Annotated in this window: 20 protein-coding genes; 15 read left to right on the top strand and 5 right to left on the bottom strand. The window is 37.0% G+C overall.

The genetic code is table 11. The features are described 5' to 3' along the window. The first annotated feature begins 7 nt into the window (after positions 1–7). Complete coding sequence (locus tag AACP56_RS04985; RefSeq protein ID WP_339336438.1) at positions 8–574, top strand: hypothetical protein; 567 nt, start codon at positions 8–10, stop codon at positions 572–574. Between the two features lie 56 nt (positions 575–630). Here AACP56_RS04985 and AACP56_RS04980 read toward each other — a convergent pair whose 3' ends face one another. Further along, positions 631–1,626 carry an acyl-ACP desaturase gene (locus AACP56_RS04980; protein ID WP_339336436.1) on the bottom strand — a complete coding sequence of 332 codons (996 nt, stop codon included), beginning with the start codon at positions 1,624–1,626 and terminating at the stop codon, positions 631–633. A gap of 54 nt (positions 1,627–1,680) precedes the next feature. Beyond that, positions 1,681–2,406: a metallophosphoesterase family protein gene (locus AACP56_RS04975; protein ID WP_339336434.1), complete on the bottom strand. Its 726-nt coding sequence runs from the start codon at positions 2,404–2,406 to the stop codon at positions 1,681–1,683. Positions 2,407–2,589: 183 nt separating this feature from the next. On the opposite strand from AACP56_RS04975, the gene AACP56_RS04970 reads away from it, so the two are divergent. The 4 genes from AACP56_RS04970 (at position 2,590) to AACP56_RS04955 (ending at position 9,789) form a co-directional block, all read left to right on the top strand. Next, the gene (locus tag AACP56_RS04970) at positions 2,590–6,291 is read left to right on the top strand and encodes a T9SS type A sorting domain-containing protein (RefSeq protein WP_339336432.1); all 3,702 of its coding nucleotides are present in this window, start codon (positions 2,590–2,592) and stop codon (positions 6,289–6,291) included. A 154-nt stretch (positions 6,292–6,445) separates the two neighbouring features. Beyond that, positions 6,446–6,871 carry a hypothetical protein gene (locus tag AACP56_RS04965; RefSeq protein ID WP_339336430.1) on the top strand — a complete coding sequence of 142 codons (426 nt, stop codon included), beginning with the start codon at positions 6,446–6,448 and terminating at the stop codon, positions 6,869–6,871. A 43-nt stretch (positions 6,872–6,914) separates the two neighbouring features. Next, complete coding sequence (locus AACP56_RS04960; RefSeq protein WP_339336428.1) at positions 6,915–7,859, top strand: carbohydrate kinase family protein; 945 nt, start codon at positions 6,915–6,917, stop codon at positions 7,857–7,859. A 1-nt stretch (position 7,860) separates the two neighbouring features. Continuing rightward, on the top strand, positions 7,861–9,789 hold the full coding sequence (locus tag AACP56_RS04955; protein WP_339336426.1) for an amylosucrase: 1,929 nt from the start codon (positions 7,861–7,863) through the stop codon (positions 9,787–9,789). On the opposite strand, the gene AACP56_RS04950 is transcribed toward AACP56_RS04955, so the two are convergent. Genes AACP56_RS04950 through AACP56_RS04940 form a run of 3 tightly spaced genes read right to left on the bottom strand, consistent with a single transcriptional unit; the run spans position 9,786 to position 12,549 of the window. Beyond that, positions 9,786–10,922, bottom strand: a complete 1,137-nt coding sequence (locus tag AACP56_RS04950; protein WP_339336424.1) for an ATP-binding protein — start codon at positions 10,920–10,922, stop codon at positions 9,786–9,788. The two genes, AACP56_RS04955 and AACP56_RS04950, sit on opposite strands and share 4 nt — an antisense overlap. Further along, entirely contained in the window at positions 10,919–11,674 is a 756-nt protein-coding gene (locus tag AACP56_RS04945) for an SDR family NAD(P)-dependent oxidoreductase (protein ID WP_339336422.1), read from the bottom strand. Before AACP56_RS04945 ends, AACP56_RS04950 begins: the two co-directional genes overlap by 4 nt. 2 nt (positions 11,675–11,676) lie before the next feature. Then, entirely contained in the window at positions 11,677–12,549 is an 873-nt protein-coding gene (locus tag AACP56_RS04940) for an aldo/keto reductase (protein ID WP_339336420.1), read from the bottom strand. A gap of 158 nt (positions 12,550–12,707) precedes the next feature. Between AACP56_RS04940 and AACP56_RS04935 the strand changes: the two genes are divergently transcribed. The 10 genes from AACP56_RS04935 (at position 12,708) to AACP56_RS04890 (ending at position 23,797) form a co-directional block, all read left to right on the top strand. After that, positions 12,708–13,709 (top strand): AAA family ATPase, encoded by a 1,002-nt coding sequence (locus AACP56_RS04935; protein ID WP_339336418.1) that lies wholly within the window; start codon positions 12,708–12,710, stop codon positions 13,707–13,709. Positions 13,710–13,791: 82 nt separating this feature from the next. Continuing rightward, positions 13,792–14,658 (top strand): DUF58 domain-containing protein, encoded by an 867-nt coding sequence (locus AACP56_RS04930; RefSeq protein ID WP_339336416.1) that lies wholly within the window; start codon positions 13,792–13,794, stop codon positions 14,656–14,658. Beyond that, the gene (locus tag AACP56_RS04925) at positions 14,659–16,320 is read left to right on the top strand and encodes a hypothetical protein (protein WP_339336414.1); all 1,662 of its coding nucleotides are present in this window, start codon (positions 14,659–14,661) and stop codon (positions 16,318–16,320) included. Further along, the gene (locus AACP56_RS04920; protein WP_339336412.1) at positions 16,320–17,318 is read left to right on the top strand and encodes a vWA domain-containing protein; all 999 of its coding nucleotides are present in this window, start codon (positions 16,320–16,322) and stop codon (positions 17,316–17,318) included. Before AACP56_RS04925 ends, AACP56_RS04920 begins: the two co-directional genes overlap by 1 nt. A 4-nt stretch (positions 17,319–17,322) precedes the next feature. Next, positions 17,323–18,369 carry a VWA domain-containing protein gene (locus AACP56_RS04915; protein WP_339336410.1) on the top strand — a complete coding sequence of 349 codons (1,047 nt, stop codon included), beginning with the start codon at positions 17,323–17,325 and terminating at the stop codon, positions 18,367–18,369. Further along, positions 18,362–19,237, top strand: a complete 876-nt coding sequence (locus tag AACP56_RS04910) for a tetratricopeptide repeat protein (RefSeq protein ID WP_339336408.1) — start codon at positions 18,362–18,364, stop codon at positions 19,235–19,237. Before AACP56_RS04915 ends, AACP56_RS04910 begins: the two co-directional genes overlap by 8 nt. After that, positions 19,238–21,016, top strand: a complete 1,779-nt coding sequence (locus AACP56_RS04905) for a BatD family protein (RefSeq protein ID WP_339336406.1) — start codon at positions 19,238–19,240, stop codon at positions 21,014–21,016. Continuing rightward, positions 21,013–21,774, top strand: a complete 762-nt coding sequence (locus AACP56_RS04900) for an SH3 domain-containing protein (RefSeq protein ID WP_339336404.1) — start codon at positions 21,013–21,015, stop codon at positions 21,772–21,774. The genes AACP56_RS04905 and AACP56_RS04900 overlap by 4 nt, the downstream gene beginning before the upstream one ends. A gap of 59 nt (positions 21,775–21,833) precedes the next feature. Next, positions 21,834–22,139 carry a hypothetical protein gene (locus AACP56_RS04895; RefSeq protein ID WP_339336402.1) on the top strand — a complete coding sequence of 102 codons (306 nt, stop codon included), beginning with the start codon at positions 21,834–21,836 and terminating at the stop codon, positions 22,137–22,139. 74 nt (positions 22,140–22,213) lie between these two features. Then, positions 22,214–23,797, top strand: a complete 1,584-nt coding sequence (locus AACP56_RS04890; RefSeq protein ID WP_339336400.1) for a SulP family inorganic anion transporter — start codon at positions 22,214–22,216, stop codon at positions 23,795–23,797. The last annotated feature ends 2 nt before the right edge of the window (positions 23,798–23,799 follow it).

Genomic DNA, 23,799 nt, shown 5'->3' with positions numbered 1-23,799 from the left:
ATAAAAGATGGATTTTGAAAATATGAATATCTGGTGCTGGTTAATCCCGCTTCTTACTGGTTTGCTTTGTGGCATTATAGGTTATTACTGGGGTAAAGGCAAAAGTGAAGTAATTGATAATTCTGCTGAGCTTAAAGCCTTAGAAGATAAAAATACACGTTTACAAGCAGATTTGGATGCTTGTAACAAAAAGTTAGTTGCTGCACCTGTTGCTACTCCAAAGAAAAAGGCTACGCCAAAAGCCAAGGTTGCTGCTGCTTCCATTGCCCCTGCAGCATTTGATGCGAATGCAGCAAAAGCTGCTTTTGGTAAACGTATTAAACAAGATGATCTTAAAATAGTTGAGGGTATTGGGCCAAAAATAGAGGGCCTCTTCCATAACTTTGATATCAAAACTTGGAAAGCACTTTCTGAAGCTTCCGTAGCCAAATGTCAAGAAGTTTTAAACTCTGGTGGAGATCGTTATCGTATACACGATCCAGCTTCGTGGCCAATGCAATCTAAAATGGCTTATAAAGGAGACTGGAAAAAACTTGCAAAATGGCAAGATGAACATAAAGGAGGAAAGCTGTAGTACTCCCTATTTTAAATAACCAACATAAAAACCGGTCTCTGAAGAGGTCGGTTTTTTTACAACATTCCGTTAGCTTCTACCCATTTGAACTTATATTGTTCTTGCTCAAATATCATACGTTCAGATATTCGTTGTAGCCTATCTGGTAATTTCATTAAATAATCACGAGCTTTTTCAGCTTGGTCAGAAAGTTGTCCTAAATTACCTATATCCCAGTAGTCATTTAGCTTCTTAAGTATATCTATATAATCTTGAGCGGTATAAACACCCAAGCGCTGAGCACAATTAGAGAACAGTTCAAAAGCAGTGCTTATCTCTCCTCCAGATTCTCGTAAAAAATGAGCGGGCATCACAATTTTCTTTTTCATCATGTCTGCATAGGCCAATAACATTCCATTTGGATCTTGACCTAAAATAGTCTTTACAAATTCGCGATAAGCTAGATGATGGCGCATTTCGTCACCTGCAATAATAGTACACATTTTCCCCAAAAGTGTATTGCCCTTTTGTTTTGCCATTTTCCCAACTCGTTTATGGGAAATGTTGGTCGCCAATTCTTGAAAAGTAGTATAGACAAAATTTTTATATGGGTCCCTATCCGTCCCAATATCAAATCCATCAGCTATTAAATGTTGTGTAGTAATCTCAATTTCTTTCATATCTACCCTACCAGATAGGTACAAATATTTATTAAGGACATCACCATGCCTATTTTCTTCAGCAGTCCATGCACGCACCCATTTGGCCCAACCGTTTTCCTTTCCATCATGCTGATCTATTCCTTCGACATCCATCAACCAAGATTCATAGGTAGGTAGAGCTTCTTCAGTAATGGTATCCGCGACTAAAGTCACCCAAAAGTCGTACCCTAATTCTTTAGATTCTTCCCTAATTTGTTCAACCTCATTAAAAAAAGTATCTTCTTGGGAGTTGGGCAAAAAATCTGTCGGTTGCCATATCTTTTCAGGTGGCACCAAGAAATCCTCCATAAACCCTGCTACTTTTGGTTCAATGGCCTGCATTACTTCTAATCGAATATTCTTTGCCGACATAGCTTAATTTTCAGCTAAGGTCTTTATAATATTCTAAAAATTGGACTGAAGTCTTTAATTTCTTCCTTTTTCGTTTGGATATAGTGTTTGTACTGGGTCACTTTGCCAAAATTCTTTGGTCTTCACATCCATGACTGTCAATGGACCTTTAAATGCTGCACCGGTATCTATATTCCAAACATTAGCTCCTTTTTGGGGCTCTGCATGTCCAATTTTAGATACGGGTGTGTGTCCAATAAATATCTCCTTATAATGAGATAACCTTAGGGGGAAATCCTCGTGACCTTCTTTTAAATTTGGATTTATAGCCTTAGCCAACTCCCAAAGTGTCCTATCCCAATAGAATAATTGGTCAAAATATTCGTAAGCTATTCCTTTTAGGTTAGTGTAACCCGCATGTAGATATAGGCGATTGTCCTCATCCAAATAAGTGTTTTCAAGAGATTCAAAAAATCTAAGGTGTGCACTCCAATTTTCCTTTCCAGCTTTAAGGTAAGAATCTCTAGTGGCAGTACCCCCATGTGCCAACCATTGTGGATTTTCTTTTCCACTAATCATCCACTCCCTACAGAGTTCATCATGGTTTCCCCTTATAAAAGTACAATTATGGGTTTCCTTCAACTCCATTAACAATTCAACGGTTTCAAAAGCTTCGCTCCAAGAATCCACATAATCCCCCAAAAAAACAAGATGGTCTTTTTTAGTGATTTTTGCACGTTCTAAAATTTGAAGGATTGCTCTTTTTCCAGAATGGATGTCTCCAATGACAAGTCTCCGCATTAAATTAAAATTTCGACAATAATAGCCACTAATGGTCTTTTGAAAGAAAACTTAATGTAAAGTTTTGATAGAAATATTTATCCTATTAGTTAACACGCTGGTATTTCATCGATTATACGAAATCGTTACAGGTTTTAACATTTTTTTTTAATACTTTTTACCAGCTAATCAAATGTAATTCAAATGAAAAAAATTTTACCTAAAACATTCTTCAAATTTTGTTTATCACTGATATTTCTAATACCGATTGGAATACAGGCTCAGACAAAAGATTTAAAGACTTCACACGACGCCCCGCAAAAAGGGCATGCGCTCTACAAGAAAACTAAAATCTATGATAGTAAAACTGGTCCTGTAGGAGCAAAGCCAAAAGCTGTAGCTGACCGAGCTCTAGATAGGTTAGAGCATGAATTCATCTTATTGAGAGATCCTTATACTTTAGAAATTCCAAAAAACATCTTACAAAAAGAAGCTGAATTTTCAAAAGGTATAAACCCAACAGATTTGAAAAAGGAAGCTACGGCACAATTTGCAAAAAACAGGAATAATAGACGCCGTTTCTCTTATTTTTCGCAAAGAGGCCCAGATAACGTTGGAGGTCGAACACGAGCTCTTGCCATAGACAGAAATAATGAAAATGTAATTCTTGCGGGTGGTGTCTCAGGAGGTTTATGGCGCTCTCAAGATACTGGAAAGACCTGGAGGCGAGTTACAAGAAAACGCCAATCACCGAGCATTACTGCCATAGTTCAAGATCCAAGGCCTCGCAGGAGTAATATTTGGTACTACGCATCTGGCGAAAGGTTTGGAAATTCTGCAAGTGCAGCAGGTGCTTTCTATCAAGGCAACGGAATTTACCAGTCTTATAATGGTGGTAGAAGCTGGAATTTGCTAAGAAATACAGACGACGACGATCCTACATCATTTTCATCTTTTGACCTCATCAATAGCCTTGCCGTAGACCCACGAAACGGGGATTTATACGCCGCAACTTTCGATGGTTTATATCGATCTCAGAATTTAAATGGCCGAAGAACCTTTGAACAGGTCTTATCTAGTGGTTTTGATAATACTACAGAAGTAATGATTACCCCTTTGGGCAAAATCTATGTTACCGTAGATGTAAGAAGTGAAAACGGCGGCTTTTTAGTTTCTGATGATGGAGAAAATTTTACCTCCATCACACCACCAAATATTGTTCCCGTCTTTGGAAGAACTGTTATGGCCTATGACCCTTCTGATGAAAATCGAGTTTACTTCTTTTCTAGCGATTTAACCGGCTCAACACCTGCCTTTCTGTGGAGATATCAAGCAGATGCTGAAACCGATGAAGAGCGATGGGTAGATTTAACCGCCAATTTACCAACAAATATTGGAGGACCCGTAGGCGATCTAAATCTTCAAGGTTCTTACAACATGATCATCAAAGTACATCCTACGAACCCTGATTTAGTATTCTTGGGCGGAACAAATTTATATCGCTCTACTACAGGTTTCACAACACCTACAGGTGCTGAAGGATGGATTGGAGGATATAACATTCGAAACGATATCTCATTGTACCCAAACCAACATCCTGATCAACACAACTTGGTGTTTTTCCCATCTAATCCAGATAGGGCCTTATCAGCAAATGACGGTGGTGTACAACTTACAGAAGATATTACTGCAATTACTCCAGACCCGACTGTTGAAGATGTTGATTGGATATCATTGAACAACGGTTATGTTACAACACAGCCTTATGCTATTTCAATCGACCCAGAAGCGAATAGCGATGATATTGTAGCTGGTTTTCAAGACAATGGTACATGGTTTACAGATTCTACAGATCCAAAAGCACCTTGGGTAAGCGATTTTAGTGGAGATGGTTCTTTTAATGCTATTGCAGATGGTGGCCTAACCCGCTATGTTTCTGCACAAAGAGGAGTTGTTTTCCGATTTAATTTTGATGAAGACGGAAACTTTATCTCCTTCGCTAGGGTACAACCATCAGGAGCCACAGGGTTTGCTTTTATCGCTCCGTTCATTCTTGACCCTGTAAATGACAATATCATGTATATGCCTGCTGGAGATAGGATTTGGAGAAACAATAACTTAGATGAAATTCCATTATTCTCTAATGCAACAACAGATGTAAATTGGGTGGAGCAAACTCAGACTGCAACACCGGATGGTTCTTCAATTTCTGCTCTAGAAGCATCAAAATTTCCCGTTGCCAATACCCTATACTACGGAACAAGCACGGGCGGTATTTTCAAAGTAGAGAATGCCAATCTTGATGACCAACCAGTTATCGACCTTTCTTCAGGTAAAGGCTTGCCACCAGGTAATGTCAATGACATCTATGTTGACCCTACAGACGATAAGAGAGTATTTGTAGTTTTCTCAAACTATAATATACCAAGTCTATTTATGAGCGAAGATGGTGGTGAAAATTGGGTCAATATTAGTGGTAACTTAGAAGAAAACCCTGACGGCTCTGGCACAGGACCTTCAGTTCGTTCATTTGCAATCAGCGGTAATAACAACCTCTTTTTTGTAGGAACAAGTACAGGTCTTTACATCACTTACAGGCTTAGAGGCGAAAAGACACGATGGTATAGAGAATCAGGTGTTATTGGCAACGCTGTAGTTGTTGATGTGAAAACCCGAAAAGATGGTTTTATGGCTTTGGCAACGCATGGTAATGGTATTTTTGATGCTTCTTTTTTTGCGAGCCAAAGTCCAGAGGCCAAACTTAGCGTCTCTTATTTGTTACCTGACCTAACAGTGCCAGTAAATGTAGAACCTTTTGAGATAGATGTAACCGATTTGTTCGTCAGCTCAAAGTCAAATGCTTCAATCTCAATAGAACTCACCAATAGCAATCCTGATTTGGTTTCAACAGTATTAAATGGCAACACTTTAAGTGTTTCAATTGCGCCAGAAGCTGAGGGTTCAGCAGCGATTGGACTTATTGCTACTTCAGGTAGAGAGCAAGTAGCCGAAGGTTTTACCGTAAATGTAGTCGAGCAAGCTATTTATGAACAATTGGGGCCTGCAACGCAAAGCAGGCCTTCACAGCTTTTCTTAGACTTTAACGCATTGGCTCAATCTGCTGATGATTTTATAATTCCGCAAGGCACTTCTTGGACGGTTAGAAGTATTATAGCGGATGGCTTTGCAAATGGTGCTCCAGCTCTTACAGATGCCACGGTGGTTATCTATGAGAATAATGATGGTGCTCCTGGCAATGAAATCTATAATAGTGGGTCTATTGTTCCAAGCTCTGATCCATTAAACACCAACCTTGAGCTCGAACTTCCTGAAGAGATTGAACTCGATGGCGGTTCGTACTGGCTTTCGGTCTATACTAATTTGGCCTTTAATGGTGGGCAGCAATGGTTTTGGGCTTCTCAACAGAATGTTATAGGCAATGAAGGGGCTTTTAGAGATCAGTTTGATCTATTTGGAACTGGTGCCGTTGATTGGACTCCATTTTCGCAATCACTTTCGGGAGGTGTTCAAGAAGATCTTATTTTCCAAATTTTTGGTTCGGTGAATCAATCGGGTGGTTCTGAAGAAATACTTGAAACTTCAACTGAGGCTTTAGATGATGTTATATTAGCCAATGAAAATCTGACTGAAATTGACGCCAATATTACAGCAACTGTTTGGCCAAACCCTTCTACAACCGAGTTTTTCTTTTCGATGAAGAACAGTTTAGATGTTAAGGTAACAACAAGAGTCTATAATATCATAGGTCAATTGGTTTATGAAAAAGCCAATATAGATACTGGCAGCACCTTCTCTTGGAATTCAACAGGGCAGCCTTCTGGTATTTACATGGTAAAAATTCAGGGTGCCAAGACCAACAAAAGTTTTAAGATTATTAAAAAATAAAAGACTAAATATTAATTAAGGAAAGGGGCATAGAAATTCTGTGCCCTTTTTCATTTAATGGAAGTCTATTGTACAGTATTCAACGTATTTATTTATGCATACATTTAAGATATTAACTTTAGTCTGTAAATTTATAATGATAAAAGTTTCAAAAATGAAATCACTAATACTCCTTTTCTCTTTATCAATCAGTCTTGCTTGCGACACTCCAAACAATGTTTTGGAAACAAGTTCAAGTGATAGCTTAGAAGAAACATCTGATAATAGTGGTCAAGAACAACAATCTGTCTCGCCCAATACCATTACACTAATGGTTAAAATATTAGAAATTCATGAGTCTATTGATATCTGTGGTATTTCAAAATCAAACGTAATCGGTACAGAAGTGATGAAAGTGGTACAAAGTGGGTCTAGTATCGTTAACAAGCCCAATGTCAAAGATAAAATGCTGTTAGATTTTATTTTGTTCCCAAAAGATTTGAACAAGAATACTACCATTGAGGTAAAAGCAACAGAATCTTTATGTCAAGATGGTTCAAAGACCTATTTTACCATTGCTTCCCATAAAATTTTAAAGTAACCCCTTTTTGTAGTTATCTTAGGCTTAATTAAGCATATTTTCTATGAAACAGGTATTCTGCATCGGCGAACTTTTAATAGATTTTGTTGCCGAAAATCAAATAGGTAATCTCTCTAAAGCTGCTGTTTTTACAAAAAAGGCAGGAGGAGCTCCCGCCAATGTTGCCTGTTCTATTGCCAAACTGGGAGGACATAGCTCTTTTATAGGCTGTGTTGGGAAAGACCCATTTGGTAGTTTTCTTCTTGAAGTTCTTAAAAATGAAAACGTGGATATTTCCATGGCACAACGCTCAAAAACTTTTACAACTCTAGCCTTTGTGTCCATTGCAGAAGATGGGGAGCGGGATTTTGTTTTCAGCCGTGGGGCCGATAGTGAACTCAAATATGATTCCTCTTTAAAAACATCCTTTAAAAAAAATATTCTTCATTTTGGAGCCGCAACTGCTTTGTTGGGAGGTTCATTGGAAGAAGCTTATGGACACTACCTTTTTGACGGCCTCTGTAACGAATCATTTATAAGTTTTGACCCTAATTATAGAAGCGACTTGTGGAAGGATGAAGAAGAAATTTTTATAAAAAAGTGTTTGCCCTTTGTAGAAAAATCACATCTATGTAAGTTTAGTTTGGAAGAGGCATTGTTATTGTCAGGAAAAGAAAACGTTGAAGAGGCATGCGCTCATTTACATGAAATTGGAGCAGATATAATTACTGTCACTTTGGGAAAAGAAGGTACTTATGTGAGCACTAAAAAACTTAAAAGAATTGTGCCAAGTATTAAAGTTTCGCCTGTAGACACTACTGGAGCTGGAGATGCATTTATTGGTTGTTTACTTTTTCAAATCGCTCAACTTTCAAATATAGAAAGTGTTTTTGAAGATGGTCAAGGATTACTTAAAATGGTGGAAAAAGCAAATAGAGCAGGTGCTATCACAACTACAAAATTTGGAGCTATTGTTGCTTTGCCCAATAAAAAACAATTAGAAGCTTAGCATGAATCAAGCTGCACTGCACAAATTGCTTTCTTCAAAAGAAAAGGCACAGAATCTAGATGGGTTGTTTGAGCTTCGTTTAGCAACTAATCTCACTTTAATCAAGGATTTGTTTTTTTCATTATATCTAGAAGAAAATCATTCCAAAACGTTTCAGAAGTTACTTGACCAACTGCCAAAATTATTTAAAAGCAGACCAGAGAATCTAAAGCAACAAGATGTTGCACGTTTGGAAATTAGAAATTGGTATCAATCAGAGAGAATAGTAGGAACCCAACTATACGTAGACCACTTCAACAAAGATTTGAAGGGTTTACATGAAAAACTATCCTACTTTGAAGATTTGGGCATCAACTTTTTGCATTTAATGCCCATAACCACTAGACCTAAGGGAGAAAATGATGGTGGTTATGCAGTAAATAGTTATACCCAAATAGACAAGAAATATGGAACACAAAAAGATTTTGCAAAACTGACAGCTGAACTACAGAAAAGAGAAATGTTTTTGATGCTAGACTTTGTTGTTAATCATACTTCTAATGAATATCCATGGGCAAAGAAAGCAATAGCAGGGAATAAAAAATACCAAGATTATTATTATACGTATTCTGACCGCAACATTCCTGATGAATTTGAAAAAACCTTGCCTGAAATATTTCCTGAGACAGCTCCTGGCAATTACACCTATGTGCCAGAAATGGACAAATGGGCAATGACTTGTTTTAATAGCTATCAGTGGGACTTAAATTATACAAACCCTGAGGTGTTTCTAGAAATGCTTACCAATTTGGTGAACCTTGCCAACCTTGGAGTGGATGTAGTTCGCTTTGATGCGCTAGCTTTCCTTTGGAAAAAGATGGGGACCATTTCGCAAAACCTTCCCGAAGCGCATAAGATAACAGCACTTTTTAGAATGTGCCTTCAAGTCGTTGCTCCGGGCACAGTTTTATTGGCAGAGGCCATAGTAGCCCCAACTAATATTATAAAGTACTTTGGGGAAGGAAATAGAACTGGAAATGAGTGTGAAATTGCATATAATGCTTCTTTAATGGCATTACTATGGAATTCCATTGCGACAAAAAGGACTTCGCTACTACATAAAAGTTTGACCAATATTCCCCAAAAACCAAAAGATTGTACATGGATCAATTATATCCGATGTCATGATGATATTGGGCTTGGCTTAGATGACAGATTTATCCAAGAAATGGGTTGGAACCCAAATGAACATCGAAAATTCTTATTGAATTATTATTGCCAAAAACTGGATTGGTCACCTGCAAAAGGAATGCTCTTTATGTACAACCCAAAAACTGGTGATGGTAGAATTACTGGAAGTGCAGCTTCTTTGCTAGGACTTGAAAAAGCACTGGAAGAAAATGATGATAAGTTAGTTGAGGAAGCAGTAAATAAAATAATTATGTTGCATGGTATTATTCTGTCTTTCGGAGGAATACCTTTAATTTACGCGGGAGATGAGATAGCAACCTTGAATGACTATTCTTTCCTTGAGGATAAAAATAAAAAAGGAGATAGCCGTTGGGTTAATAGACCTTATCATAATTGGGGTGCTGTCTCTAATTTAAAATCTAAAAACACTCCACAAGGAAAAGTGTTTTTTGCTTTAAAAAAGCTAATTGCACTTCGTAAAAAGCATAGTTTTTTTGCTGATTCTAATAATCTAGAACTATTTCACTTTGGAAATGAACATATTCTAATTTTTGAAAGAAAAGGTCAAAAGAAGAATGGGGTTCTGGTCATCTGCAATTTTAACAATTCTCTTGAAGTTATAGATGGAGGTTTTATTACAAAGCTTGGTTATCTTAAAAATCAGGAATACAAAGACCTTATCTCAAACAAAAAGACCAAATTGAATAGTGGGTTTTTGGAGTTGAATCCGTATCAGTTGTTGTGGTTAGAGAAAATCTAGCTATAACGCACTTTTCTTAAAACCCTTAAAGATTCTTTCAGTGAAAGATGTAAACGCCTATCTGTTTTTTTTAATACAGATCGAGCATTTTCCATCTGCTCTTTAGCTTCTTCAAAACCATTTAAATAACATATGAGATACGTATCTGGCAAATGGTTTAAATCCTCTTTTTCCACTGTTGTTAGTTGAATCCCCTTTTCCAACTTCTTCAACAATGCATTATTAGTATTTAAAATATGATGGAGTGTTTTCTTATCATATTGTGGTGGGTCAAAAACTAAATCGCTATTAATGGTATATTTTCCATTCTCAGAAAATGTAATGGTCACTTCTTCCAGAGGATAATATTTTTGTCGCTTTCCTAGACCTAATTGCACATATTCTAATGTAGTAAACGAGTCTTCATCATAAGAAATCGTAATCTCATCCAATGCGGAATAGAATAGTTTTACTTGTTCGTTAATCAATTCGATATCCACACGGGAATAATACACCTCCTTTCCAACTTTTTTTTGATTTCCCGCCCAGCAAACCACAAATTGTTCTTTAAAAACTTTATAATTACTGGTAAGATCTGCATGTCTATTATTGATGAAATCGATGACACCATCAAGGGTTAATTCAATATTATTCCGAGCATGTTGCTCTATTGTAGCAACTTTTTCAGAATTGATGTCTTCTAATTTTATATCAAATGCCTTTGGCAGACTTATACTCCCTTCACGAAAGAAAACAGCTCCCCCATAATATTTCCATATATTTTTTCTGAGCGCACAAACCTTTCCGTTGGAAGTTATGGTAACCAACCCTACTACTTTTCCCTCCTCTAAATGAGGAAACGGAATGTTTTCATAAGCAATTTTTGGAGGATTATCCAAGTAGGCGTTTACCAAATTTTGAATCTTACTATCATCAAAAAAATCAACCCCAATAATGGTATTGTCTTCATCCTCCACACCAACCACAATAAAAGAATTATTAAAAGGATTGCTATTGGCAAGTGCGCAGACATGTTTTAAGAATTTGGCTTTGCCTTCTTTTTCCCCAATAGCTATAAAACGCTTTTTGTCGTAAAAGCTATTTTCGTCGTTATGTGCGAGAAGATTTTTGACAAGAAGACGTTTGTTGATCATAGTGCTTTTTTCACAATGGTACTACTTGCTTGTGCAGTACACATGACCACTAAATCTGCAATATTTACATGGTATGGTCGGGTAACAACAAAATGAATAATATCCGCTATATCTTCTGGCTTTAATGCCTGAAATCCTTGATAAACCTTAGCTGCCTTTTCTATATCACCTTTAAAACGGACCTCACTAAATTCGGTCTCGACCAAACCTGGGTTTATGGCTCCAACGCGGATTCCGTATTCGTTTAAATCTAGGCGCATTCCTTGATTAATAGCATCTACCGCATGTTTTGAGGCACAATAAACGTTTCCTTTTGGATAGACTTCCTTACCTGCAGTAGAACCAATATTTATGATATGGCCCGATTCTTGCTCCACCATCTGAGGCAAAATAGCCTTAGAAACATATAGAAGGCCCTTTACATTAATATCCAGCATTGCATCCCAATCATCAAGGCTCGCTTCGTTTACTTTATCCAAGCCGTGGGCATTGCCAGCATTATTAATCAAAATATCAATTCTTGAAAAATCTAAGGGTAAAGAATTAATTTCATCAAAAACCAAATCTCTGTCTCGAATATCAAAGTTGAGAGTAGTGACCTTGGTCTCTGCGCCAAGTTTTTCCTTTAAATCTTTAAGCCTTTCTTCCCTGCGCCCACATAAAACTAGCTTGAACCCATTCTTAGCAAAAAGTTCTGCGGTGGCTCTTCCTATTCCACTTGTAGCTCCGGTAATTAAAACAGTTTTGGACATATTTATGGTACTTGTTCTCCTTTACTTGCTTCCAACAGCAAAAACCAGTCTTGCAATTCTAATTTTATCTTGCATGCATCTAATGACCCTTTCAGCCGTTCTTTTGTAGCTGTTCCCACTACGGGATAAATATTGACAGGATGGTGCAAAATAAAAGCTAGCAACAATTGACTCTCATCAGCATCATACTTTTCTTTTAAATCACCAATCAATTTTTCAATACGGGAGTTTTGTTTATCCTTTTCCCTAAAAAAAGTCCCCAAGGGACTCCATGCCATTGCAGTTCTATTCTTGGCAATACAATCATCAAAAGTACCATCATACATTGGATTCGTATGCGTTAAAGAAAACTCTACCTGATTGGTCGAAACCGGAACCTCAGTTTCTAAAAGAGCAATTTGTGTAGGAGTAAAATTGGAAACTCCAAACTCTTTTATTTTACCATCTGCTTTTAATTTTTGAATTGCCTCTGCTATTTCCCCCGGCTCCATTAACGGACTAGGACGATGCAATAAGAGTAAATCCAGATATTCTGTATGGAGTTTTTGTAAGGATTGCTCGGCAGACCAAATAATATACTCGGCATCGTATTGGTAATGGGCAACTTTGTTTTTACGCCCACTGGTCATTTGAATTCCGCACTTACTTATAAGCTGTATTTTGGAACGTCCAACACCACTTTCGACAAAGGCTTTTCCAAAGTCACTTTCTGTACCATAATCACCGTAAATATCAGCGTGATCAAAGGTGGTAATTCCAATGTCAGCGCAATGGTTTATTAAATCAGCCATTTCTAAAGTGGAAAGCTGTTTCCCCCAACTTCCCCAAGTCATCGCGCCAGCTATAATTTTGGAGTATAAATTTGTTTCTTGCATACTGAGTGAAAATATAAAATTAATCCCTTAAACTCTTCATAAAACTTGGGGTTTCAAAGTTTTTTTAACCAATAATTAACAGGTCAATTTTAAATAAATTTTCATTTTGCACTCTGTTAAAATTCTTAATTTCAATTTAAGTAATCATATAATTTCCTATGGAAGAAAATACTACGATAGACATTAGCGCTGTGAATGAGAAAATTGCCAAAGAAAGTGCTTTTATTGACCTCCTTACACTGGAAATGAACAAGACTATTGTTGGTCAAAACCACATGGTAGAGCGTTTGCTAATTGGTTTATTAGGCCAAGGTCATATATTATTGGAGGGTGTGCCAGGTCTAGCAAAGACTCTTGCTATAAATACTTTGGCAAAAGCTGTTAAAGGTAGTTTTAGCAGGATACAATTTACTCCAGACCTTCTACCTGCAGATGTTGTAGGGACTATGATTTACAATATTAAAGAAAACGATTTCTCTATAAAAAAGGGTCCTATATTTGCCAACTTTGTTTTGGCAGATGAGATTAACCGTGCCCCTGCCAAAGTACAATCTGCTCTGTTGGAAGCCATGCAAGAGAAGCAAGTCACTATTGGTGACGAAACTTTTAAGCTAACTCCTCCATTCTTAGTAATGGCTACACAAAACCCAGTTGAGCAAGAAGGAACTTATCCATTACCAGAAGCTCAGGTTGACCGTTTTATGTTAAAAACAGTAATTGACTATCCTAAACTGAATGAAGAACAGCTCATCATACGCCAAAATCTTAAGGGAAGTACTGAGGCTATTAAACCTGTAGTTACCTTAAAGCAAATACTAAGCGCCCAAGAAGCTGTCCGTGAGGTATATATGGATGAGAAAATAGAAAAATACATCCTAGATATCGTTTTTGCTACTCGTTATCCAGAAAAATACAACTTAGAAAATCTAAAGCCCTTAATTAGTTTTGGTGCTTCCCCGAGAGGAAGTATCAACCTTGCCAATGCTTCAAAATGCTATGCCTTTATTAAGCGTAGAGGTTATGTGATTCCCGAAGATGTGCGCGCTGTTGTTCACGATGTGCTTCGCCATAGGATTGGAATAACATATGAGGCTGAAGCAGAGAACATCACTTCGGAAGAAATCATCAACAAGATTATCAATGAGGTAGAAGTGCCTTAAAATCAGTTGCCAGTGAACAGTTGAGGTAAAACAAATTTATGTTTTACAGCACTGAAAACTAATCTCTGCTTACTGAAAATAAATGAATACAAAAGAGCTACTTAAAAAAGTACGGAAGATTGAGATTAAGACACGGCGGTTGTCTGATCATATCTTTGGAGGTGAGTATCACTCAACCTTTAAAGGGCGAGGCATGACTTTTAGTGAAGTTCGTCAATACCAGTTTGGTGATGATGTGAGATCTATTGACTGGAATGTAACCGCTCGTTATAACGAGCCATATGTAAAAGTTTTTGAGGAAGAGCGGGAACTCACTATGATGTTAATGGTAGATGTTAGTGGCTCTGAGCTTTTTGCAACTACCAATCAGTTTAAAAAAGATGTCCTCACCGAAATATCCGCAACATTAGCTTTCTCTGCCATGCAGAACAATGATAAAGTTGGATTGATTTTGTTTTCAGATGAAGTGGAGCTTTTTATTCCACCAAAAAAAGGGAAAAGCCATGTGCTTCGAATCATAAGAGAGCTTTTAGAATTTAAACCAAAAAGTTCGGAGACGAATATTGCTGAGGCACTCAAGTTTTTGACCAATGTAATGAAGAAGAAAGCTATCGTATTTGTGCTCTCGGATTTTATTGCAGACGATTATGACAACACTTTGCGAATTGTTGGAAACAAACATGATGTCACTGGGATTCGAGTGTACGATGAAAAAGAAGAGTACATTCCAAATCTAGGGATGATTCAGGTTCAAGATACAGAAACTGGAGGGGTAAAATTGATAAATACCAGTTCAAAAAAAGTACGTCATGAGTACTGGCGTTTTCATCTGGAGAAAGTTGATTATTTCAATAATTCCTTTACTAAGTCCGGTAGTGGTGTTATTGATTGTCGAGTGGATGAAAGTTATGTTAAAAAGCTATTGGGTTATTTTAAACGCAGGGGATAGATGAAGGTGAAAAGTTTTAAGTTAAAAGTTAAAAGTTTATCCGGACTTATTGGTCGCGGCATAAGCCTTGGCTTTTTATTGCTCACATCTATTGGTTTTGCCCAAAATTCCTCTAAAGTTTCTGCTGAAATCGATACTACAAACATCAAAATTGGTGAACAGATTAAGTATAAAATCATTGTAGAAACAGACTCATTAAACTTAGTCTACTTTCCAGAAGATCAGACTTTTTCTCCCTTAGAAATGGTTGAGACCCTAAAAATTGATACTACAAAAAATAAAGATAGGGTTACGCTTCAGCGAATTTATGCATTGACACAATTTGATAGTGGAGCCTATACCATTCCACCGCAACGAATTGCTATAAATGAAGAGCCTTTTTTTACTGATTCATTTAAAATTAGGGTTGGAGACGTTGCCGTAGATACCACCAAACAAAAGCTTTATGACATTAAACCTTTAATCGAGGTTAAAAAAAGTAATGCCAAAATTTGGATAATCGCCATCTTAATTTTGCTGGGTCTTTTAATAATTGGTGGGCTGGTTTATTGGTTTTTTCTAAGAAAAAAACCGCTCACAGAAGAAGAAAAAGTTGCTCTATTGCCCCCTTACGATAGGGCTTTGTTACAACTTAAAGAGTTGGAGAATTCAAGATATCTGATACAGGATGAATACAAAAAATATTACTCTGAACTAACTGACATTGTTCGTTCCTATCTTGAAGAGGACGCTCACGTATCCGCCCTGGAAAGTACTACCGATCAGTTAATTGAAAAACTAGAGCTTCTTAAAGATGCGGGGGAATTAAAAATTGATGAAGATACTATTGGTCAGTTCAAAAAAGTCTTGCAAACTGCTGATTTAGTAAAGTTTGCCAAGTCCAAACCACCAACTTCGGTTGCAGAGCAAGACCGTCTCCTAGTAGAAAATATAGTGGTAAAAACGAAAGAGGCATTACCAGAACCCACGGAGGAAGAATTATTGCAGAACGAAGCCTACATAGAAGAATTGATAAAGAAAAAGCAGCGTAAGAGGGTCTATATTGCTGCTGCCGTATTTGGCGGATTAGTTTTAATTGGCGGTGGAGTTTCCCTTGCTTACTTTGGATTTAAAACAGTTAAAGACACTGTTTTTGGTTATCCTACCAAAGACCTATTGGAAGGAGAATGGGTAGCAAGTTCTTATGGTTTCCCACCTATTGATTTGGAAACTCCAGAAGTACTATTAAGAAATACAGAAGAGTTGCCACAAGAAGCCCGTGAAGCTCTTAAAGAAGTTCAATTGTTCTCTTATGGCAGTATGCTCGGTCTATTTTCTATAAACGCTAGTTCAGCGACTTTTAAAGAACAGGAAGATCCTAATTTTGAAGGCGCAGTGTCCAGTGCTATGGTGGCTTTTGAATCTAATGGTATAAAAAACATTATTCCCAAGCAAGAAGAATTTGTTACCAAGTCTGGAGTTCAAGGATTAAAAGTCTATGGCTCTGGACAATACCAAGACCCTGTTTCAAAAGACAAAAAGAAAATAGAGTATACCATCTTATTGTTTGGTGGTAAAGGTTTTATGCAGCAAGTTTACATGACTTGGGAAGAGGGAGATGAATACGCAGAACAGATTGTTGAACGCATATTGGCTTCGGTCGATGTAAAAACGCAGGTGTAATGTTGGAGAATATAGAGTTTGCGAATCCACAATTATTCTGGCTGCTAATTTTGCTTCCATTGGCATTGTTATGGTACATATTAACTCGTAAAAAACAAGTTGCATCTTTAAAAATATCCAGTACTAAAGGGTTTAAAAGCTCTGGTTTTTTATCCAACCTTAAACCATTGCTTTTTATTTTAAGACTTCTGGCATTAGCAGCAATCATCACTGCATTGGCAAGACCCCAAACCAAAGAAGTATCTACACGAACCAAAACGACCAAAGGAATAGATATTGTAATGTCCATAGATGTTTCGTCCAGTATGTTGGCTAGGGATTTAAAGCCAAACAGGCTGGATGCACTAAAGGAAGTCGCAGAAGATTTTATCAGAAAACGCCCTAATGACAGAATTGGTTTGGTCGCTTACGCTGGAGAAAGTTATACGAAAACCCCAATCACTAGTGATAAATCAATTGTTTTGGCTGCATTGAGAGACATCGATTATGGACAACTGGAAGATGGAACCGCAATTGGAATGGGTTTGGCAACATCAGTAAACAGGCTCAAAGAAAGTAAGGCCATTAGCAAGGTTATCATTCTATTAACAGATGGGGTTAACAACGCTGGTTTTATAGAACCTCAAACTGCAGCCGATTTAGCCGTGGAATATGACATAAAAGCATATACAATTGGTCTTGGAACCAATGGTAATGCACTTACGCCAATAGCTTATAAACGTGATGGTACATTTCAATTTGGTATGCGACAAGTAGAAATTGATGAAGATTTATTGAAGGACATAGCAGCTGTCACTGGAGGAAAATATTTTAGGGCTACAGATAATGACAAGTTGGAAGAGATATACGACGAAATCAATAAACTAGAAAAAACAGAAATCGAAGAATTTAAATACACCAGGTTTGAAGAAAAGTTTAGGCCTTGGGTGTTTATAGCTGGTATACTTTTACTCTTGGAGTGGGTGTTAAGAGCTACAATATTTAAAAGCTTTATTTAGAATTATGGTGCAATTTGAAGAAAAATTATACTTCTATTTACTGGGCATTGTTCCGGTACTGGTATTGCTTTTTCTACTCTTGCAGGTATGGAAAAAAAGCAAGCAGCGTGAGTTTGCCGATTCCAAATTATTAAAACGTTTGGCTCCAGAAAAATCGAGTTTTAAATCAACTTTAAAACTTATCTTTTTATTGCTAGGAATATCCTTTTTGGTCTTAGCTCTCGTAAACCCCAAAATTGGAACAAAGTTGGAGACTATTAAGAGAGAAGGAGTAGATATTGTGTTCGCAGTTGACGTTTCTAAAAGTATGTTAGCTGAGGATATAGCACCAAACCGGATTGAGAAATCCAAGCGCTTGGTTTCAGAAATCATCAACCAATTGGCAAGTGACCGTATCGGAATTATTGCCTATGCAGGACAAGCCTATCCGCAACTACCAATAACAACAGATTATGGAGCGGCAAAAATGTTTTTGCAAAGTATGAATACGGACATGCTTTCATCCCAAGGAACTGCTATTAATTCTGCAATAGAGTTGGCAACCACTTATTATGACGATGATGAACAAACCAATCGTGTATTGTTCATTATTTCAGATGGAGAAGACCATTCTGAAGGTACTACGATACAAGCTGTTGAGAAGGCTGCCCAAAACGGGATTAGAATATTTACTATTGGCGTGGGTAAGCCTAAAGGAGCACCTATTCCCATTAAAAGAAGAGGTGTAGTAGAAAGTCTTAAGAAAAATTCGGAAGGTGAGGTGGTCATTACCAAATTAAATGAAGCTGTTCTTGATGCTATCGCACAAGAAGGAAATGGGCAATATATTAATGGCTCAAATACAGAGGAAGCTGTAAATTTTATTAAAGAAGAATTAGACCGTATGGATAAAAAAGAGTTCGAAGCAAAGCAATTTGCAGAGTACAAGGACCAGTTTCAATGGTTCCTGGGCATCGGACTTTTATTTCTATTTTTAGATATTTTCTTGTTAGATAGAAAAACCCAATGGTTGAAAAAGTTGAACCTTTTTAATGAACATGATGATGAATAGGATAAAAGTAATCGTTAGCCTAAGTATCTTCTCTTTTTGTGTAGTGCAAGCCCAAGAAGAAGACAAAAAAGCACAACGAGAGGCAGAAAAAGCACTTCGTGAGTCAAAGAACATTACTTATGAAGCAAATGAAAATTTGGTTCAAAACGACTTTGTCAATGCAGAAGCTGAATATAGAAGGGCTATCTCTAAAAGTCCAGAAAATATAGCTGCACCCTACAATTTGGGTAGGGCATATTATAACAGGGAAAGTTTTTCAGAAGCCTTTGGAAACTTTAAAAAAGCTGGAGAAAAAGCAGATTCCAAAGCTGAAAAGCACAAAGCATACCATAACATGGGCAATGTGTTCATGAAAAACAAAGAATATGAAAAAGCGGTTGAGGCCTATAAGGAAGCTTTACGCAACAATCCAACAGACGAGGAAACCCGATACAATCTCGCATTGGCTAAAGAAATGCTAAAAAAGCAACAGGACGAACAGAAAAACGACCAAAACAAAGACGATAAGAACGAGGACAAAAAAGAAGACCAAAATAAAGACCAAAACCAAGAAGGCGATAATAAAGAAGATAAGGAAGGAGACCAAAAAGACGATCAAAATAAAGACGATGGTGAAGATGGTGACAAGGGAGAGAAAAAACCTGAAGAAAATAAAGAGGGTGATGGTGATGAAAAGAAGGAGCAAAAACAAAAACCAAACGAAGGCGATAAACCTGAAGAAAAGAAAAAACCTAGGCCAAACCAACTCTCCAAGCAGCAAATTCAGAATTTGTTAGAGGCAATGCAGAATGAAGAAAAGAAGGTTCAAGAAAAGATAGATGCGAAAAAAGTGAGAGGAGCTAAAATCAAAAACGAAAAAGACTGGTAAATGCGAAGTTTGTTCTTCACATACATATTCTTATTTCTGCCAATTTATTTAATTGGCAACACCCCTCCTGTACAAGATGAGGTGACTTTTGAAATGAAACTTAGCAAAGAACGTTTGGGTGTTAATGAACGTTTGCGAGTGGAATTTGTAATGAACAAGGACGGTGACAACTTTAACCCACCCAGCTTTAACGGTTTTAAGGTTGTAATGGGGCCATCTCAATCCATAAGCTCTTCTTGGGTCAATGGCAAGCGAAGTTTTTCAAAATCTTATGGCTATATTCTAACTCCTATAGCTAAAGGTTCTTATCAAATTGGTCAGGCAACAATCGAGATAGATGGTAAAATCTACAAAACTGTTCCAAAGAAAATTGAAGTAACAGCTGCTGTTGCCAATCCAAATGCGCCAAAAACAGCAGATGATATAGCTGATGAAAACCTACATTTGGTAGCAGAGGTTTCAAAAGGTAGTCCTTATTTGAATGAAGCCGTAACCGTGGTCTATAAATTATATATTAGTCCTTCTGTAACTGTAACTAATTTTAGACCTCTCGACAGTCCCAAATACAATAATTTCTGGAGTCAAGATATTCCTGTAAAACGGTATGATACCCAAAACACCACTTACGATGGAAAACCATTTAGAAGCGTAATTCTTAAGCGTGTTGTATTATATCCACAAAAAGCGGGAAAGCTTATCATAGAACCTTTGGCATTGGAAATATACGTAGATGTTCCTACCAATAGAAGAGATTTTTTTGGTGGAAGAATCCTTAAGCAAGCTAAGAAAACAGTTTCTGCGGGCAGGAGAACGCTAAACGTAAAAAACTTGCCTGAAGCAGGCAAACCAAATGATTTTGGTGGCGCAGTTGGAGATTTTAATTTTTCGGTAACAACCAGTAAGAGTTCACTGAATGCTTCAGAATCTTTGCAGGCCAGAGTGGAAATTTCGGGTAAAGGAAATTTAAAATTATTTCAACTTCCTGAACCAGAGTTGCCAAGTGCTCTCGAAGTTTACGAACCAGAGTTTGATGAAAGTGTAAGGACCACCCTTTCTGGTATGGAAGGTAAAGTTGCCAATAACTATACCGTAGTCCCATCATTTAGGGGTAAATATCCCATCCCAAGTATTTCATTTAGTTATTTCAATCCTAAAACAGGAAAATACAATACACTTAATTCAGATGAAATAACAATTAATGTTATGGAAGGTCCTGAAGATGCCAATGCAAGCATAAACTCAACCTCCCCTAACCAAAGACTAGTAGTGCCAACCGGCAAACAGTTTCATTTTATAAAGGTACAGCCCAATCTTAGCACTATTGGCACTAAATATTTCTTTGGATCCAACAAGTTTTACTTGATGCTCTTGGGACCACTTTTGCTGATTCCCTTGTTCATTTTACTTTACAGAAAGAAAAAAGAAAAAGAACAGGATGTTGTGGGCAATAAAGTCAAAAAAGCAAACAGATTGGCACGCAAATACTTGTCCAAAGCAAAAAAAGAGCTTGGTAATGAAGGCGACTTTTACATTGCCCTAGAAAAAGCATTACACAACTATTTAAAAGCTAAACTAAAAATTGAAACCTCTGAATTCAGTAAAGAAAAAATAACTTCTTTATTAAAAGGAAAAGTTGTAGATGATACAGCTACAGAAAGTTTTATCAACTTACTTAAAAACTGTGAACTTGCTAGGTATAGCCCTTTTACAGATGTACAGATGCAGCAAGATTATGATAAAGCTAGTGAAGTGATCTCTCAAATAGATAAGCAATTATGATAAAAGATATAGTTGTTGTTTTAGTCTTTCTATTCGTTACAGGGATATCCGCCCAAAATGAAGTACTGTTCAGTCGTGCGACCGATGCTTACAATGAAGGTGATTATGGCAAAGCCATTAAGTACTATCAAAACATTCTTGATAATGGTAAACATTCCGCTGAGCTCTATTTTAATATGGCCAATGCATATTACAAGCGTGATGAAATTGGACCCAGTATTTACTATTATGAAAAAGCCTTGCTTTTAAAACCTAATGATCAAGAGATTATAAATAATCTGGGGTACGCACAGAATATGAGACTAGATGCCATAGATAAAATGCCAGAAAGTGCTATGACAAGATTCTACAATACTGTAATTGGAAGGTTTTCTTTTGACCAGTGGGCCTATTTTGGCGTAGTAATGATTATACTTTTTGTACTTGCATATTTAGCATATTATCTTTTGAATATGGCAACACAAAAACGAATTTCATTTATTGTGAGTATGACAGCTTTGATTTTATGTGTGGTTTCCATAACCTTTGCTTATTTACAATACGATGTCTATATAACTGACAACCCCGCCATCATTTTTGAACGTGAAGTAGCGGTAACTTCTGAACCAAATCAACGAAGTGAGCGCATTTTCACTTTGCATGAAGGCACTAAAGTCAATGTTTTAGAAGAACTGAATGATTGGGTAAAAATTAAAATTGCTGATGGACAAACTGGCTGGCTTCCTGTAGAAAGCTTAAAAGTGTTGAAGGGTTTTTAGAACAGTTTTAACAAAAATTCAATAGTTTTACTATTATCTTTACAGTTCAACATTTTTTAATGCTCAAATCTCTAACATTTTCGCTTTTATCAGTTATGCTTGTCGTATCGATATTAGCCCCATCTATAGAGACGCTATGCAAATCCAAAGCCGATTCGATTCTTGTAATGGATTTTAGCGAAGAAGAGAACAACAATAAAGAATCAGAAAAAAAGTTTGATCAAAAAGAATTGTTTTTTTCGAGTATTGCTGAAAAAAACAGTTTTTCCTTTACAAATGAGATAACTAAAAGTCAAACTTCATTACTTCCATATTCAGATTTTTCTGCTGAAATAGTCCTGCCCCCTCCTAAAAAGTTGGTGTAGTTATTAACTTTTTTTAAATTATTCCTTCAACTGTCTTCAAATCAAACAACTAAGAAGACTAAAAACTATTTTTCATGTTCAAGAATATTAAAAAAGACTTGCCTGCAAGTATTGTAGTGTTTTTTGTAGCATTACCTCTATGTTTGGGTATTGCACTTGCTAGTGGTGCGCCTCTCTTTTCAGGTTTAATCGCCGGTATTGTAGGTGGTATTATGGTTGGTGCTTTAAGTGGCTCGCAAATTGGGGTAAGCGGTCCCGCAGCCGGACTAGCTGCTATTGTATTAGCTGCAATAGCTACATTAGGTTATGAAAACTTCCTAGTAGCCGTAGTTTTGGGTGGTGCCATTCAACTGCTGTTTGGGGTACTTCGCTTAGGTATTATCGGGTACTATTTTCCTTCGTCTGTAATTAAAGGGATGTTAACAGGTATTGGTATTATTATCATACTGAAGCAAATCCCTCATTTTTTCGGTTATGACCCTGATCCAGAGGGTGACTTTGCCTTTTTTCAGGTAGATGGGAAAAATACATTTTCTGAAATTTTAGAAACTGTAAACAACGTAAGTCCTGGAGCAACTTTGATAGCCGTAATTGGTCTAGGTATTTTGTTGTTATGGAGTAATGTGTTGTCCAAAAAAGGCAAGATATTCCAGCTTGTTCAAGGGCCCCTAGTAGCTGTGGCTATAGGAATACTATTTTATGTTTTCACTAAAAACAACGAAACACTTGCAATATCTGCAGATCATTTGGTGAATGTGCCAGTTCCGGAAGATGCCAGTTCCTTTTTAGCACAGTTTAGTTTTCCAAATTTTGCTGCCATAACTAACCCGGCTGTGTGGTTGACTGCCTTTACTATAGCCTTAGTGGCCAGTTTAGAAACATTATTGTGTGTGGAGGCCACGGATAAATTGGACCCAGAAAAGCGGGTTACACCAACCAATCGCGAACTTTTGGCACAAGGTGCAGGAAACATTGTTTCTGGTCTTATTGGGGGTATTCCCATAACGCAGGTAATTGTGCGTAGTTCTGCAAACATTCAATCTGGTGGAAAGACAAAAGCTTCCGCTATCATTCATGGGTTCTTTCTACTGATTTCTGTAATGCTGATTCCAAGGTTACTGAACATGATTCCACTTTCTGTTTTGGCAGCGATACTATTTATCGTAGGCTATAAATTGGCAAAACCTAAGCTTTTTAAAACAATGTACCAGCTAGGATGGAAACAGTTTTTACCTTTCATCACAACTGTATTGGTCATCGTGTTCAAAGATTTGCTTTGGGGTATCGGAATTGGGCTGGCAGTAGGTATTATTGTAATTTTAATAAAAAGCTACCAAAATTCGCATTTTTTACATATTGAAGAAAACCACTCTGGTGATAAAGACCTTGTAAAAATGACCTTGGCAGAAGAAGTTACTTTTTTTAACAAAGGTGCTATACTTAAAGAATTGGATAGCCTACCTGAAGGAGCTTATTTAGAGTTGGATGTGAGAAAGACCAGATATCTTGATAATGATATCATTGAAATTTTAGAGGATTTTTCGACCAAAGCCAAAAACAAGAATATAGACATCAAGCTAATTTCTGAACGAGGCATCGTTGAAAACCCTCCTAGCTATATCGAATTTTTTAATCTAAGAAAGAAAACATCAGCATAATT

Origin of the sequence: Croceitalea sp. MTPC6, assembly GCF_036985525.1 — a bacterium.
Classification (GTDB): domain Bacteria; phylum Bacteroidota; class Bacteroidia; order Flavobacteriales; family Flavobacteriaceae; genus Croceitalea.
The sequence above is the reverse complement of the archived record's forward strand: the minus strand, read 5'-3'. Positions and strand labels throughout refer to the sequence as shown.

Bases quoted from the DNA above. Each gene is read 5' to 3' on its own strand.
- AACP56_RS04910 (WP_339336408.1), top strand. From the start codon at position 18,362: ATGAATAGGATAAAAGTAATCGTTAGCCTAAGTATCTTCTCTTTTTGT.
- AACP56_RS04980 (WP_339336436.1), bottom strand. From the start codon at position 1,626: ATGTCGGCAAAGAATATTCGATTAGAAGTAATGCAGGCCATTGAACCA.
- AACP56_RS04940 (WP_339336420.1), bottom strand. From the start codon at position 12,549: ATGCAAGAAACAAATTTATACTCCAAAATTATAGCTGGCGCGATGACT.
- AACP56_RS04970 (WP_339336432.1), top strand. From the start codon at position 2,590: ATGAAAAAAATTTTACCTAAAACATTCTTCAAATTTTGTTTATCACTG.
- AACP56_RS04920 (WP_339336412.1), top strand. From the start codon at position 16,320: ATGTTGGAGAATATAGAGTTTGCGAATCCACAATTATTCTGGCTGCTA.
- AACP56_RS04915 (WP_339336410.1), top strand. From the start codon at position 17,323: ATGGTGCAATTTGAAGAAAAATTATACTTCTATTTACTGGGCATTGTT.
- AACP56_RS04975 (WP_339336434.1), bottom strand. From the start codon at position 2,406: ATGCGGAGACTTGTCATTGGAGACATCCATTCTGGAAAAAGAGCAATC.
- AACP56_RS04935 (WP_339336418.1), top strand. From the start codon at position 12,708: ATGGAAGAAAATACTACGATAGACATTAGCGCTGTGAATGAGAAAATT.
- AACP56_RS04895 (WP_339336402.1), top strand. From the start codon at position 21,834: ATGCTCAAATCTCTAACATTTTCGCTTTTATCAGTTATGCTTGTCGTA.
- AACP56_RS04965 (WP_339336430.1), top strand. From the start codon at position 6,446: ATGAAATCACTAATACTCCTTTTCTCTTTATCAATCAGTCTTGCTTGC.
- AACP56_RS04945 (WP_339336422.1), bottom strand. From the start codon at position 11,674: ATGTCCAAAACTGTTTTAATTACCGGAGCTACAAGTGGAATAGGAAGA.
- AACP56_RS04905 (WP_339336406.1), top strand. From the start codon at position 19,238: ATGCGAAGTTTGTTCTTCACATACATATTCTTATTTCTGCCAATTTAT.
- AACP56_RS04930 (WP_339336416.1), top strand. From the start codon at position 13,792: ATGAATACAAAAGAGCTACTTAAAAAAGTACGGAAGATTGAGATTAAG.
- AACP56_RS04925 (WP_339336414.1), top strand. From the start codon at position 14,659: ATGAAGGTGAAAAGTTTTAAGTTAAAAGTTAAAAGTTTATCCGGACTT.
- AACP56_RS04955 (WP_339336426.1), top strand. From the start codon at position 7,861: ATGAATCAAGCTGCACTGCACAAATTGCTTTCTTCAAAAGAAAAGGCA.
- AACP56_RS04890 (WP_339336400.1), top strand. From the start codon at position 22,214: ATGTTCAAGAATATTAAAAAAGACTTGCCTGCAAGTATTGTAGTGTTT.
- AACP56_RS04900 (WP_339336404.1), top strand. From the start codon at position 21,013: ATGATAAAAGATATAGTTGTTGTTTTAGTCTTTCTATTCGTTACAGGG.
- AACP56_RS04950 (WP_339336424.1), bottom strand. From the start codon at position 10,922: ATGATCAACAAACGTCTTCTTGTCAAAAATCTTCTCGCACATAACGAC.
- AACP56_RS04985 (WP_339336438.1), top strand. From the start codon at position 8: ATGGATTTTGAAAATATGAATATCTGGTGCTGGTTAATCCCGCTTCTT.
- AACP56_RS04960 (WP_339336428.1), top strand. From the start codon at position 6,915: ATGAAACAGGTATTCTGCATCGGCGAACTTTTAATAGATTTTGTTGCC.